The following is a 13,901-nucleotide window of genomic DNA, read 5'->3' as shown; positions in this document are numbered from 1 at the left end:
GACGATGGCGAAAGCGACGAAAAAACTAGACGAAACGAAGACTCTTTTTATTGATGATCGAGCCCTAGAGTCCGAAGAATTCGACGCGTTTGGGCATTTGGACTATGCGCGTGTTCTTGAGCAATTGGTGCTGAACCAACCAACCCCATTCAATATCGGGATCTACGGTAAATGGGGTGTCGGAAAGTCTACGATTGTGAACTTGTTAAGGCAGCGTTTGGGCAGCAAAGTGAAGTTCATCGAAATTAAGGTTTGGAAGTTTGACGAGAATTCGCTCCGACGCAAATTCATCATTAGCATAGCGAACGAACTGGGATTCACGAATCAACTCTCAGCAATTGCTGACGAAATGTATTCTGATCGTGAAACGGAAACGGCTTTGGTTGACATTCACGGAATCGTTAGTACGATTTTTGACATCAGGAGCGTAGCACTTTGGTTCTTGATCATTTCGTTCGCCGTCGTAGTCATTTTCAATCTAGTTCTCCTCGTAACTGCAAACGAATCAGATTTTTCGGTTTGGGGCTGGCGCTTCGAGAAGCTGGTGGCCGTTCCACTCTATCTGGCTGCCGTCAATTGGGTATTTAGCCTAATAAAGGGCGCTAAAGCGAAAATCAAGCGTCCCAAATTGGATTCCGAGGAACAGTTCGAGACGCGCTTCTGCGAACTTGTCAAACGGGATTCGACGCCAAAGTTGATTTTCATCGATGACCTTGATCGATGTTCAAAGGAAAAAGTACTATCGACACTTGAGACGATCAAGACGTTTCTGGATGTTGAGACTTGCATCTTTATCATCGCTTGCGACGACGAAATTATTAAACAAGCAGTGAACAGAAGTCTTGAACTCTATGGGCCCGCCGCAAGCGAAGGAACCGAATACCTCGAGAAGTTCTTTCAGTACACAATACGAATTCCGCCTTTCATGATTCCGGACATGAGACGTTTTGTCCGAACCTCGTTGGAGAGAAACAAAAACGAGCTTGTTGAGTTGGATCGATTTGACGATATCTTGTTCATACTTATCAATCCGAACGTAAAGAGTCCTCGAAACGCAATCTCAGCTCTCAACGAATTCGCAGCATTGTACTTTCTTGCAAGAAAACGAGAATCAGACAAACGTTCGCAACTTCCGGATAGAATTGTCACTCAGAACTTGCCACTGTTGGCATTAGTTTCGACGACTCGAATTCAATATCCATCGCTTTTTGCGGATCTATTGGTAAATAACGAATTGCTGCATTGGCTCATCGCGGTGATCGAAGACAGGACAGGGGAACTTTCAGAACGGCAGCGGTCAATTTGTAGTAACCATATTCCTGTTCCCGGTTTGAGTCGAAAGGACGTAGTCTATCAGCGACAACTTCGAGAATTCCTCGAATCGACAAAAGAGTACTTTTACATGGCGACCGATTTAACGCCCTTTCTTTACCTTGGACTTGACTCAACAAGCTATTTGGTTGGTGATCAATTTCTACAGGAATTCAACGATGCGATTAGGAATGGCATAGAATCGAAAACAGAAAAAATTCTTCGAGAAGCTAATAGTGACACAAAGGAATCACTTTTTGAACATTTGGCGAACTCGATTGATTCCCGGTTGACGGGAGTTGAGAAAAGAAAGGCTCTGCAGATGATTTCGAAACATTGGGACTTGTGCCCGAATTCGGCCAAGGGCGCGATCTCAAGGTGCTTCTTCAGACATTTCCGCCAATCTGCGGTCGGTTATTCCGAACTCAGCGGATTTTCGATTGGCGGTGTGTTCTCGATTGCCTCCGCTTTGGACGAATCAGATGCCAAGCTCATTCTGAACAGTTGTGTCGACAAGCTCGATACGGATGATCCTTTTGTGCGAGAGTTCATTAGCAATTCCATTGAACGTTTCGAACTAATTTTTAGAATAGGCTTACAGTCCGAAATTAGTAAACTTATTGACAAGCTTTCCAGTGAATCACGCGAAACTGAAAAAGGCGCGGAAACGACTTTCTTGGATTACTGTAGCAATGAGGTTGTGAAAAACAAGCTGAACATGCGAATCCTCGAAGCGTTTTTTATGGGTAATTATGTCGATATTATGGTTGAGACTCTTTTGGAAGCGGATAAACTTGCTGATGAGGAACCCGCGAAATTTGGAACTTGCAAGCAGTGTTTTGACGCTTTGAAGGGGTGTTTACGTGATTCAGATCTAAATCGATATTCGAACGTTCTTTCCAAGTTGACAACCACTGATGAGTACTTTGAACAGGTAATTGACGATATCGAAGAGGTTTCCGCTGAACTAACAAAAGACCAAGTACTCACGATTTCAAGGAGTTTGATTACCGAAATCATCAGTATTGGTAATGTCGACCTATTAGCGAGAATCAATCGGATGTTAGTGAACGGATTTGAAACTTACCCGAAGAATGTGGAATCCTGCACGAGCGAATTGAGCGAACTTTTCGATGCGTCATTTGGGCACACGTCGGCTGAACCCATTGGTTCTTTCAACGTGTTATATCCCATGATCGCGGAACATTTGCCGATTGACCTGAGGTCGAAGTTCGTTTCAGATTGTGTCGTTAATTTAAACCCAAACTCTGAACTCGAAAAAGCTATTAGTCTTCGGAAACTGATTGTTCATGAGCAGATGCTGCTCAATGACGAAAACAAGAAGCGATTAATCAAGAAACTGACGAGTGGAATTTCGGATCTCGATTTTTTGCGAAATGATCAAATACTTGAGTTTTGGAAGCATCTTGTCGACGAATGCTCCGTCGCTTTGGCCGATGCTGGTTGGGGGGCGATGGTTGGAGGGGATACTCCACAGAATGTGTTGTCATCAAGTCATCCGATGGCCCAAAATTCGGATCGCATCAAATTCAGCGGATTCCTTCGAGATAATTTCGAGCGATTGACGGAATCAGAGCAAACGTCATACATAAATCTTCTCTCTCCGTTCACTACTAATCCGAACGCGGCGAATACTGATTACGTCGTTGAGTCAATTTCGTCTATACGGAGTAAGTTCCATTCGAATAATCCGCTTAGTAATTTAGCGAGTCTGCTTTACGGCATGATTCCAATCGCAGCCTCAGATGCGCGTAGACTAGAATTGATCGATATCCTGTTTTCGGCCAGATCGGCGCTCACCGAAGATCAGCTTAACGAACTAGTTGGACTTCTCACGGAACACGCTGGCTCCAACCTTGATTTAGCATCCAAGGTCTTAGTTTCGCAATGGGGAGAACTTACGTCAGATTCGAAGATTGCCCTTGTTTGCAAATTGCTTGTCAGTGACGATCAGGAGGTTCTCAAACGAGTACGAATTACAATTGCTCCTCGAATCGTTGATGAACTGATAACGACTGCTCAGGGCGGATCTCAATCATTCTTGCACGAACTAGCGGTTGGTTTCTCCGGAACAGAGGATGAACGAACTTTATTTGCTCAAGTCGTTTCAGGTGGAATAACTGATCTACCAACTGATATCAAGGATCAAATCGTAATGACAACGGTCAATGAGCTTCGGAGCGAATCAAATATCGATATTAGTAGAAACCTTTTAACAGTGCTGATTGTCTTGCGAGATAAGGATTACGACAAAAACAACAAAATAAATGATCTATTCTTCAACTTAATGAATGGATCAATCGCTCAAAAGAAATTGGCAATTGACGTTTTTGACTTCTATTATTCGAAACGTCATCCCCATCAACGAAAGGGCGAATTGACGCAACGATTCAAGGCGCTTGTTGACGATTTTCGTTCAGATCCGACGTATCGAGGCCGACTACATTCGCTTGCTGAGAAATATGATCTGAAGATCAAGAGATCAATTTGGGATTTTTGGGATTAGCTGCTCAGTGTTTTAGTTCATTAACTCATCGGCTTTTGGAGTCGCCACGGCAAACAAATTCCTAACGCCCTGAATCTGTTTAACTTACCCAGAAACGTAAAACATCTCCTCACTCGGCCTAAGCGGTCTTCCCATCCATAACGGTCTTCGCAAACCGCCGGGGCCCGGGGCGGGTTTGGTCATTTTGAGCCATTCTTTGTAGATCGCGAATGATTTTTCCGTATCGACGAAGACGTCGCCGTAGCGGTCTGAATCGTGGGCCTTTTCGATCGAGACCTTTTGGTGCCAGCAGTGCATTCCCGAAAGCGGGTCGGGATGGACCGGGAAGGTGATGTTCTGATGGACGCCGCCGTCGGACCAGAAGACGCGGGACGTGTCGGGGTCGTCGGATTTGTACGGACGGATTCCGTCTTCGACCGTCATCTTCCATTTGCCTTTTTCGGTTTCGAATATCTTTACCTGATTCGTCGACCAGCGATTCGCCGAAGGGTCTTCCTTGCGGCGCCAGCGGCCGATGTGGTGAGAGCAGGCGACGACGCCGGGTTTCATCCCTTCGGTGACCCACGCGCGGTTGACGAAATAGCCGATGTCGGTGTTGATCCGGACGAGATCGCCGGTTTTGATCTCCCAGCGCTTGGCGTCTTCGACCGACATCCAGAGCGGATTCCGGTGCGAGATCTCGGCGAGCCATTTGGCGTTGCCGCTCCGCGTATGGATGAGCGTCGGCAGCCGGAACGTCGGGACGAGCACGAGTTCGTTCTTTGACGCGTCCATCGTTTCGGGATGGATATGGCTCTTGATGTAAACCGGCGCGGCATATTCGGGCCAGCCCCAATCCTTCATTGTGGTCGAGAAAAACTCCTGCCGGCGCGACGGGGTCGGGAATCCGACGCGGGCCTTTCCGCCGTCGACGATCCCGATCACTTTTTCACCCTTGCGGACCTCTCCCGTCGTCTCGTCGATCGCGGCGCCTTCGAGATCGCTCGCCGGAATCTCGTTAAGATGCTGATTGTAAACGGCTTGCTCAACTTCGAACGCGCCGTATTTGCGCATATAGTCGAGCGCCGTCAAGCCCTCTTCGGCCGCCTTTTCGGGCAATCCTTTGGTGTGTTCGAAGATGTACTGATAGTATTCGTCGATCGTGATCTTCTCGCCGGGGCGATACGGCGAGTGGAAATGCTCGCGGATGCCGAGGCTGCCGTCGGGATCGACGCGCCACGACAGTTCGATCCAGAATTCGTCTTCTTCCCAGACCTCGCCGACATTCGCCTCATAGGTGTATTCGACGGGTTTGCCCATCCGCCGCATCGCCTCGCGCAGGACGGGTTGACGGAACGAAATCCACATCCCCGAATGCGTTTCGTAGCTCGTCAGGTCGTGGCGCTCTCCCGAATGGCCCATCGGCAGGACGTAATCGGCGAAATACGCCGTTTCGTTCCAGGTCGGCGTGAGCGCGACGTGGAGGCCGATCTTCGATTCGTCCGACAAGGCTTCGATCCAGGTGAATCCGTCGGGATAGGTCCAAACCGGATTGAAAACGCGTGTGAAATAAACCTGCAATTTGCCGCGGCCTTCTTTGAGGAAATGCGGAAGCAGGAAACTCATTTCGTAATGCGAGAGCGGATATTCCTTCGGGAAATGGAGTTCGTTCCAGAACTTCTGTGCCGGTGGCTTCGAGAATCCGGCCGGTTTGAATTTGCCCCACGCTGACGGCGACGTGCCGCCGACGGTTCCGACCGATCCGGTCAGGACGTTCAGAAAATGCAGGCACCGCGCGACGGCCCAGCCGCCGAGATTGCCGGCGCCGGCCGCGCGCCAGTTGTGCGTCGCGAGCTTTGAACCGGCCTGTCCGACCTTGAGCGCGACTTCTTTAATGACTTCCGCCTTGACGCCTGACTCCTGTTCGGCGAACTCGGGCGTGTAGTCGTTGTACAACGATTTCAATTCGCTTATGAAGTCGTCGAACGTCAATTCCACGGATTCCATGGCCCTCCGGGCCGATTCCAGAGATTCCAACGATTCCAGGTCAACGCTCGAACTGGAATCCTTGGAATCCTTGGAATCCTTGGAATCGATGGAATCCTTGGAATCCTTGGAATTGTCATTGGCCGCGCGGAGTTCCGCCAGCGATTCCCGCCAGTTGACCCAGTTTTCGATATATTCGCGGTTGTAGAGGCCTTCGTCGAGGATGATCTTCGCCATCGCGAGCAGAACGGCGGCCTCGCTGCCGGGATGCGTCGGCATCCAGTAATCGGCCATCGACGCCGTGTTCGAAAGGCGCGGGTCCATTACCGCCATCTTCGCGCCGTTCATCAGGCCTTCGATGATCCGCTGCGCGTGCGGATTGAAATAATGGCCCGCTTCGAGATGCGACGAGATCAGCAAGATGAACTGCGCGTTCGCGTGGTCCGGCGACGGACGGTCGTAATTCTGCCACAGCGCGTAGCCGAGCCGCGCGCCGGCTGAGCAGATGTTCGTGTGCGAATTATGGCCGTCGACTCCCCAGGATTGCAGGATGCGGTCCATAAATCCTTCGTGTCCGGGGCGTCCGACGTGATAGACGACCTCGTTGCGCGCATCTTCCTGCAAAGCCTTGCGGATGCGGCCCGCGATGTCGTCGAGCGCCTCGTCCCAAGTAACGCGTTCCCAGGCGCCGTCGCCGCGCGTTCCCGTTCGTTTCATCGGATGCAAGATGCGTTCGACGTCGTTGATCTGGTTGATCGTCGCCGGGCCCTTCGCGCAGTTGCGTCCGCGCGAGCCGGGATGATACGGATTCCCCTCGAACTTGCGGATCTTCATCGAATCCTTTTCGATGTAGCTCAACAGACCGCAGCCCGCCTCGCAATTGAAACAGGTCGTCGGCACGATCATATAATTGCGCCGTTCACGCCTGTGCCCGCTCGTCGCCTCATACTCGGTCCAATCGTCCCATTGTTCCGGCGGCGGGTAATTCGTCAATTCGCCAGGCTCGTTCAAACGGGGAAGTTCTTCCGCCTCGAACGAATGAAGGTTTTCGATCAGGCCGAGTTTCTCGGCAATTGCTTCGATCAATGAAGGTTTGTGCATTTTTGTTTGCCCGCGAATATTCGCTAATTTTCGCTAATTGGTTCTCGCATGCATTACGGTTCGCCTGAAGTGAACAGATCATGTGACTCTGCGATGATGGTTGCTCTATCGTTATGCGGCTGCCCCGCTGCAACGATAACTTCAGTCCAAAAGTTTCCGGCCCGACTTGGGCCTTTCATTGACGATGCGCTTGCGCTCGAGCCCGTTCGGGTTGCCAACATTGATCAGCCACGCCAGTTTGAAGCGAGTTGCTGCCAAGTAATTCAGGGTTTGCGACACGTGCTCCTTTGCGATCGTCGATGCTGCTTTGATCTCAATGACGATCTCGTCAAAACAAATAAAGTCCGGCTTGAAAAAATTCGTTAATATCCTTCCTTTGTAATCGATTTCCAGCTTCGGCTGAGCGACGAATGGGATGGACTTGAGTTCAAGTTCGATCGCCAGGCATTCCTGATAAATCGGTTCGGTGAATCCAAAGCCTTTCTGATTGTAGACCTCGAAACATGCCCCGATTATTCGATAACTCTCCTCCTTGAGGATGATTTCTGACATGAGATTGTCCCCCTGTTTTCGTTTGTGATAGTGGGTATCATTTTGATTAATCCAAAATAAAACAAATTTTGAAGATTTGCCAAGAATCAGCTCCGCGGTTTCTTTTCAATGAACAAGCAATCGTTAATTTGTACTTCGCCCTTGGTTGTCCGCCAGTCAGATCTTTAATTGGCGAATATTCGCGTAAATTCGCGGGCAAAAACAAGCACTAACTCAACGGGATTCGTTGCGGGGCTTTGACCCATATGTCTTCGGCGAACCAAAGTCCGATCAGAATGAACGCGCCGGCGAACGCGTAGAAAACGGGTTGTCCGGTCAAGATCGCGACGATAGGCAAAATGTTGCCGACGGCGATCATTCCGAACCAGAACTGTTTTGCAAATTCACCCTTGACGATCGATCTGACAGTCGCGTGCGCGTCTTCGGTCGAATGTGTCGTCGTCAATTCGATCGCGAGCGTGATCAGATGAAACGCGAGCAGCGCGATCGTGAAAAATCCGACCATCATCATCATTCCGACCGTCGCCGGCATCAGATACGTGATCAGCAGCAGGACCGCGAATCCGGCCATCAGCGCGTGCAGGATCATATGCAGTCCGAGCATCGGCGACTGCCAAAAATCGCGCCCCTTCGCCTGCGCGAAGAGAAAAGCCGTGTAAACCGCGGTCAGCAACGCGAAAACGATCCCGAGCGGTTCGATGACCTTCAATAAACGTTCCATTTCGAACCAGTCGGCAACCAGCCAACCCGTCAGCAAACCGCCGTAGATCGTTATGAAATAGGCTCCCCGCGACAACCACGAGCGCCATTGCGGGCGAAAAAGAACGTTGAGGAACCTGTCGGGCCGGCCGAGGTCAAGGATCAGCAAAACACCCGTCACGCACAGGAAAAAGAATGCGATGGCGGCGCTGATCCGCCTGATCTCGGGCGGGACGAACATAAGATACGAGGCGATTATCGGAACAACGAATGCTCCGGTCGCGATCGCCTTCGTCAAAACATACGCCGAGACTTCCCAGCCCCAGAGCACGCCTTTGTTCGGCGCATCGTAAACCCGCCGCGCTTTCTTCTGCCGGCCTTCGATCTGGACGAATCCCGATTTGCGGAGTTCGGCTTCGACGACCGGCGAGTTCGCAATGCGTTCTTCAGCATACTTCGCAAAGTGGCCGACGCCCGCCGCCTGGCTCGACCACATATAATCCGTTTCGGTGTTCGCCGCAGTCGGGTTGAGCGAAACGCGGTCGCCGTCGATGTAAAAGAGCTTCGGGTCGGTGCCTTTCTCGGGTTTTCGGACCGAAACCGTCTCACGCGCGAGAAGGCGCGAAATCTCGGTTTCGGGATTGTCCATATCACCCGAAATGATGGCGTGTTCCGGGCAAACGACGACGCACGCCGGTTCCAAACCGATATCGACGCGGTGCGCGCAGTAATTGCACTTCGACGCCGTGTGATTCGACGGTTCCATAAACAAAGCGTCGTACGGACACGCCTGCGTGCAGGCCTTGCAGCCGATGCATCGGCGATTGTCGAAGTCGACGATGCCGTCCTCTCGGGTGTAAAGCGCCGTCACCGGACAGATCTCGACGCACGGCGCGTCGGCGCAATGATTGCAGCGCATCACGGAAAAAAGCCTGCGCGTGTCGGGAAACTCGCCTTTTTCTATGTATTTTACCCAAGTCCGATTGACTCCGACCGGAACCTGATGTTCGGACTTGCACGCGACCGTGCAGGCGTGGCAACCGATGCATTTTCGGTTGTCGATGATGAAACCAAAGTTCATTCGAAAATCCCCTGGATTGTGAAAATCGGATTGATCGCGAAACGTAAGCTTGAGGATATTACGCCTTGGATTTGGTGTCAAAGAATTGCGTGTTTTGTGAGCGCAAATACTGACGGCGTTGAGCGTCCAGGGAAAGAAACGCGAAGACGTTGCGCTCCCTGCGATCTCCGCGCCCGAGACAACTAATCGGCGATGATAGGCGCCGGTGTTTCGTGCAAAGCTCGCCAAGACCGCGGAGTTTTGGATTGGACGTTCGCGTGAATCGGATCAATTCCGTTTTTGCAACTTCGATCCGATGTGGCAGGTTGGTTAGCGTTGGTATCTGGGCAAAGGCGCGGAGTCTCGGAGTCGGCCCGTTGAAGTTTTGGAATTTGGGTCAGTCGCCGCTTTCGGGTTTCTGCCCCGTTGCCGGGTTTCGGATAAACGGGCTTATGATAATATTGAAACGCGTCTATGAAGCTAAAGGATGTGAAAATTGATCGAACCGCAGTTACTGTTTTCTCGACGTTCAGGGATGCCGACGACGCTGATCGGCATTACTGGCAAGAGCGTAGCCCCGATGAACGTCTTCTAGCTCTCGAATTGATGCGGCAAAGCGCTTACGGTTATGAGTATTCAACTTCCCGACGACTTCAAAGAGTTTTTGAAATCATTATCGTCGAATGATGTTCAGTATCTCATTGTTGGCGGATACGCTGTCGGATATTACGGTTATCCGCGGCCGACCGGCGATATGGATATCTGGATCGCAAACTCGCCGCAAAACGCGCGCCGAATTGTTAAGGCACTTTCTGATTTTGGGATTTCAACACCGGAAGTGACCGCAGATCTGTTTATTGGAAAGCGGAGTATTCTGCGAATGGGGGTTCCGCCTTTCAAACTTGAGATCATTACTTTCGTCGACGGAGTTGACTTCGATTCCTGCTACATTCGACGTGTTTGTGCGGCGCTGGACGGCATCGAAGCGAATCTGATCGGCCTTGCCGACCTCAGAACCAATAAAATTGCCAGCGGGCGTCCAAAGGACTTGAACGATCTCGAAAACCTGCCTGACGCAGATGAGATTCCTTTAGGCTCTCGCCCTGATCGCCTCGATCATCTCCCGAACCGCCTGGTTCAATCCGACGAAAACCGCTCTTGAAATGATATTGTGGCCGATGTTGAACTCGACGATCTCCGAGACATTCGCCAGCGATCCGATGTTTCGATAAGTCAGGCCGTGGCCCGCGGCGACGATCATTCCGAGTTCCGCGGCGAACTCCGAAGCGCGTTTGATGCGCTCGACCTCGGCCGAGGCGCGTGCTTGGCCCTCGCCGTGCGCGGCTCGGGAACTAAGCGTCAGTTCGGCGAATTCGGCGGTGCAGAGTTCAACCTGTTGCGCGCCTGCGCGCCGTGCGGCGTCGATCTGATCGCGGTCGGGATCGATGAAAATACTCACGAAAATCCCCGCATCGCGAAGCTTCTCGATCGCCGATCTTATGACGTCAAAATTCGAAACGACATCGAGTCCGCCCTCCGTGGTCACTTCGTTCGGACTTTCGGGGACGAGCGAAACGGCGTCGGGCTTGGTGCGCAGGGCGATCCCGACCATCTCATCGGTCGCCGCCATCTCGACGTTGAGGTAAGTCGTGACGACGTCGCGAAGGAGTTCTATATCGCGGTCCTGAATGTGCCGGCGATCTCCGCGCAGATGCACCGTGATGCCGTTCGCTCCCGCTTGTTCGCAGATCACCGCCGCGGTGATGATGCTCGGTTCGATGGTCTTGCGCGCCTCGCGGATCGTCGCGACGTGGTCGATGTTTACGTTAAGTCTTTTCATTTTCGATTTTCGATTTGCGATTTTCGATTTTCGGCCCGTGGCCCGTGAATCAGGATTTCGATTCAGATTTCGCAATTGGTCTAATCGCAAATCGCAAATCGAGAATCGCAAATCAGTACACTCCGCGTTTCGCATTCCGCCTGATCTCGCGGACTTCGTTGAACATCCGCCGGCTGTCCCGAAAGACGTCGACCTTTGTGCGTTCATCGTGATCCCAGCGGACCGGAATTTCGGCGAGGCGCAGTCCTTTGAGCTGCGCGACAAACAGAAACTCGACGTCGAAGCCGAATCGCTCGATCGTCATCTTTTCGAGAAGCGGCCGGAACTTCTTCATATTGAACGCCTTGAAGCCGCACTGCGTGTCCCAGAACGGCAATCCGGTCAAGGTGCGGACGATCAGATTGAAGACCTTTCCGCCCTGTTCGCGGCGCCAGGGCTGGTGCGTTCCGATCAGGCTGCGGTCGAGCGCGCGCGAGCCGAAAGTCAGATCGAAGCGGTCGTCGCGGATCGGATCGACCAGTTTGGAGAGTTCCCCGATCGGCGTCGAGAGATCGGCGTCGCTGAACAGCGCGATGTCGCCTTCCGCAGCCAGCAGTCCGGTTTTGACCGCGTAGCCCTTGCCCCGATTTTGCTCGTAGCGTATGACTTGCGATTTGATTTCGGGAAACTCGCCGCAGACCGCGCGAGCGACCTCGGCGGTAGAATCGTTTGACCCGTCGTCGACGATGATTAGCTCGGCCGCGAGCTGATTGTCGGCGATGAATTTGAGAATCGTCCGCGCCGAATCGCCGAGCCGGCCCTGCTCTTCGAATGCCGGAATCACGATGGAGAGTTCAGGTTTCATCAGCAAAGAAATAGATGTTAAGTTCTGGCGTTCGAAAAGTAAATCTCGTGTGCCGGCGAAACTCAAAAAACCGTTGATTTTGAAACGACTTGCATCGCCCAATCGTTTAACAGTCTGTTCAGCAGGATGGAAAAGACGTCCCCTGTTTTGGCGGTCTGCAAATGTGCTATAGTTTTTTACTGATTCGGAGTTTTTGAGATGAGCAAAAAGGCAGTTTTCGGAGTCTTGATACTGATCGCGGTGAGCGCCGTGGCCGGCGGGCTGTTCGGCAAAATACGCAGTTCGACGGCCGGTGATTCGGTCTCGGCGGCGTCGATCGCGGCCGACTATCGCGAAGCGCTCGACGTTATCGACGCCAATTACGTCAGCGAAGTCAGCCACGAAGAGGTGTCCGAGAAGTCTATCCAGAGTATGCTCTGGTCGCTCGATCCGCACTCGTCGTATTTCACGACCGAAGAGTTTCGGAAACTGTTTGAGGACCAGCAGTCGCAGTTTTTCGGAATCGGCGTTTCGATTCTGCAGCATCGCGACGGCGTTTACATCCAGTCGATCATTCCGAACACCCCCGCCGACAAGGCAGGGCTTCGGTATGGCGACCGGTTTCTGGAAGTCGACGGCAAAGACGCCAAGGATTGGACGAGCCAGGAAGTTTCCAAGAACGTTCGCGGAATCCAAGGAACAAGCGTCAATGTCAAGGTCGAACGCATCGGAAACTCGAAACCGCTCGATTTTCAGATCGTCCGAGGCGGCGTTCCGCTGCCGTCGATCAGAAACTACTTTATGCTCCGCGACGGCATCGGTTATGTCGGGCTGAGCGGCGGATTTCAGGAAACGACGGCGGACGAACTCGACGAGGCCATCGGGAACCTTTCGAAACAGGGGATGAAGAGCCTCATTCTCGACCTGCGCAACAACCCGGGCGGGCTTCTCCCGCAGGCGATCAAGGTCGTCAGCCGATTCGTGCCCGAAGACAAAACGGTCGTCTCCGTAAAGGGCCGCTCGCGCTATGCGAAATCGCAGGAACTGCTGTCGGAAGGCGGCAATATTCACGACTTTCCGCTGGTGGTTATGATCAACGGCGGTTCGGCCTCGGCCTCGGAGATCGTCGCCGGCGCGGTTCAGGATTATAACCGCGGCGTGATCGTCGGCAGCGACAGTTTCGGCAAGGGACTTGTTCAGCGCATCTTTCAGCTTCCGTTCGGTACCGGATTGACACTGACGACGGCGAGGTATTACACCCCGCTCGGACGTTCTCTCCAGCGCGATTATTCGAACGGTTCGATCTACGACTATTACACGCACAACGGCGAGGGAGAGGCAGGCGACGAGAGCAAACCGAAACCGGTCGGGAGTCCTGTCACGACGGCAGACGGACGGACGCTTTACGGCGGCCGCGGGATCGAACCCGACGTTAAAGCGACGCCGCTCGCTTTCAACGCGCTTCGCGGACGGCTCAACGAGGCGGCATTCTATTTTGCGCGGCAGTTGGTTGCCGGAGAGGTGAATGGATTTGAGGATTATCGGCGCCCGAAACAGACCTTCGCGCTCGTTATCGCTCCGAATGATCTCGCCGTTAACGAGCGTCTTTTCGAAGCGTTTCGCACGTTCGCCGCGGCGGACAAGAAGAATGGATTGACGGTCGAGAATATCAACAGTCAAGCCGAATACGCGAAGTCGCGTCTGCGTCAGGAACTCGCAACCGCGAGTTATTCGTCAGAGGCGGGAACGCAGGTCTTTCTTGAGGTCGATCCGCAGGTCCTGAAGGCGATCGAAGCGATGGCCGAAGCGAAGAAGCTTGTGGTAGAGGGTAAACGGTAGACGGTAGACGGTAGACGGTGAGCAGTGAGCGGTAAGCGGTGAGCGGTGAGCAGTGAGCAGTGAGCAGTGAGCGGTGAGCGGTTAGCAGTGAGCGGTGAGCGGTTAGCAGTGAGCGGTAAGCAGTGAGGTAGTGGGCAGAGTGTTGTCCATTGTTTGTATCGTCAACGGTCTACCGTCTACAGCC

At 52.5% G+C, this 13,901-nt stretch carries 8 protein-coding genes; 3 read left to right on the top strand and 5 right to left on the bottom strand.

Annotated features, from left to right (window positions below; all coding sequences use genetic code 11):
* The first annotated feature begins 4 nt into the window (after positions 1 to 4).
* Entirely contained in the window at positions 5 to 3,838 is a 3,834-nt protein-coding gene (locus IPN69_00325) for a hypothetical protein (protein ID MBK8809168.1), read from the top strand.
* Positions 3,839 to 3,922: 84 nt separating this feature from the next.
* Here IPN69_00325 and IPN69_00320 read toward each other — a convergent pair whose 3' ends face one another.
* The 3 genes from IPN69_00320 to nrfD all read right to left on the bottom strand — a co-directional run bounded on the left by IPN69_00320 (position 3,923) and on the right by nrfD (position 9,236).
* Complete coding sequence (locus IPN69_00320; GenBank protein MBK8809167.1) at positions 3,923 to 6,904, bottom strand: molybdopterin-dependent oxidoreductase; 2,982 nt, start codon at positions 6,902 to 6,904, stop codon at positions 3,923 to 3,925.
* 141 nt (positions 6,905 to 7,045) lie between these two features.
* Positions 7,046 to 7,456 (bottom strand): GxxExxY protein, encoded by a 411-nt coding sequence (locus IPN69_00315; protein MBK8809166.1) that lies wholly within the window; start codon positions 7,454 to 7,456, stop codon positions 7,046 to 7,048.
* 208 nt (positions 7,457 to 7,664) lie between these two features.
* Complete coding sequence (gene nrfD / locus IPN69_00310) at positions 7,665 to 9,236, bottom strand: polysulfide reductase NrfD (protein ID MBK8809165.1); 1,572 nt, start codon at positions 9,234 to 9,236, stop codon at positions 7,665 to 7,667.
* A gap of 733 nt (positions 9,237 to 9,969) precedes the next feature.
* On the opposite strand from nrfD, the gene IPN69_00305 reads away from it, so the two are divergent.
* On the top strand, positions 9,970 to 10,377 hold the full coding sequence (locus IPN69_00305) for a hypothetical protein (protein ID MBK8809164.1): 408 nt from the start codon (positions 9,970 to 9,972) through the stop codon (positions 10,375 to 10,377).
* On the opposite strand, the gene IPN69_00300 is transcribed toward IPN69_00305, so the two are convergent.
* Both IPN69_00300 and IPN69_00295 read right to left on the bottom strand, forming a co-directional pair.
* On the bottom strand, positions 10,306 to 11,055 hold the full coding sequence (locus IPN69_00300) for a pyridoxine 5'-phosphate synthase (GenBank protein MBK8809163.1): 750 nt from the start codon (positions 11,053 to 11,055) through the stop codon (positions 10,306 to 10,308). The two genes, IPN69_00305 and IPN69_00300, sit on opposite strands and share 72 nt — an antisense overlap.
* 112 nt (positions 11,056 to 11,167) lie before the next feature.
* Positions 11,168 to 11,899, bottom strand: coding sequence for a glycosyltransferase family 2 protein (locus tag IPN69_00295; protein MBK8809162.1), 732 nt, complete (start codon positions 11,897 to 11,899; stop codon positions 11,168 to 11,170).
* A 198-nt stretch (positions 11,900 to 12,097) separates the two neighbouring features.
* Here IPN69_00295 and IPN69_00290 point away from each other — a divergent pair, with 198 nt between their 5' ends.
* Entirely contained in the window at positions 12,098 to 13,717 is a 1,620-nt protein-coding gene (locus tag IPN69_00290; protein ID MBK8809161.1) for a S41 family peptidase, read from the top strand.
* Positions 13,718 to 13,901: the final 184 nt, after the last annotated feature.

The sequence above is a fragment of the Acidobacteriota bacterium genome, from assembly GCA_016715115.1.
GTDB lineage: Bacteria > Acidobacteriota > Blastocatellia > Pyrinomonadales > Pyrinomonadaceae > JAFDVJ01.
The sequence above is the reverse complement of the archived record's forward strand: the minus strand, read 5'-3'. Positions and strand labels throughout refer to the sequence as shown.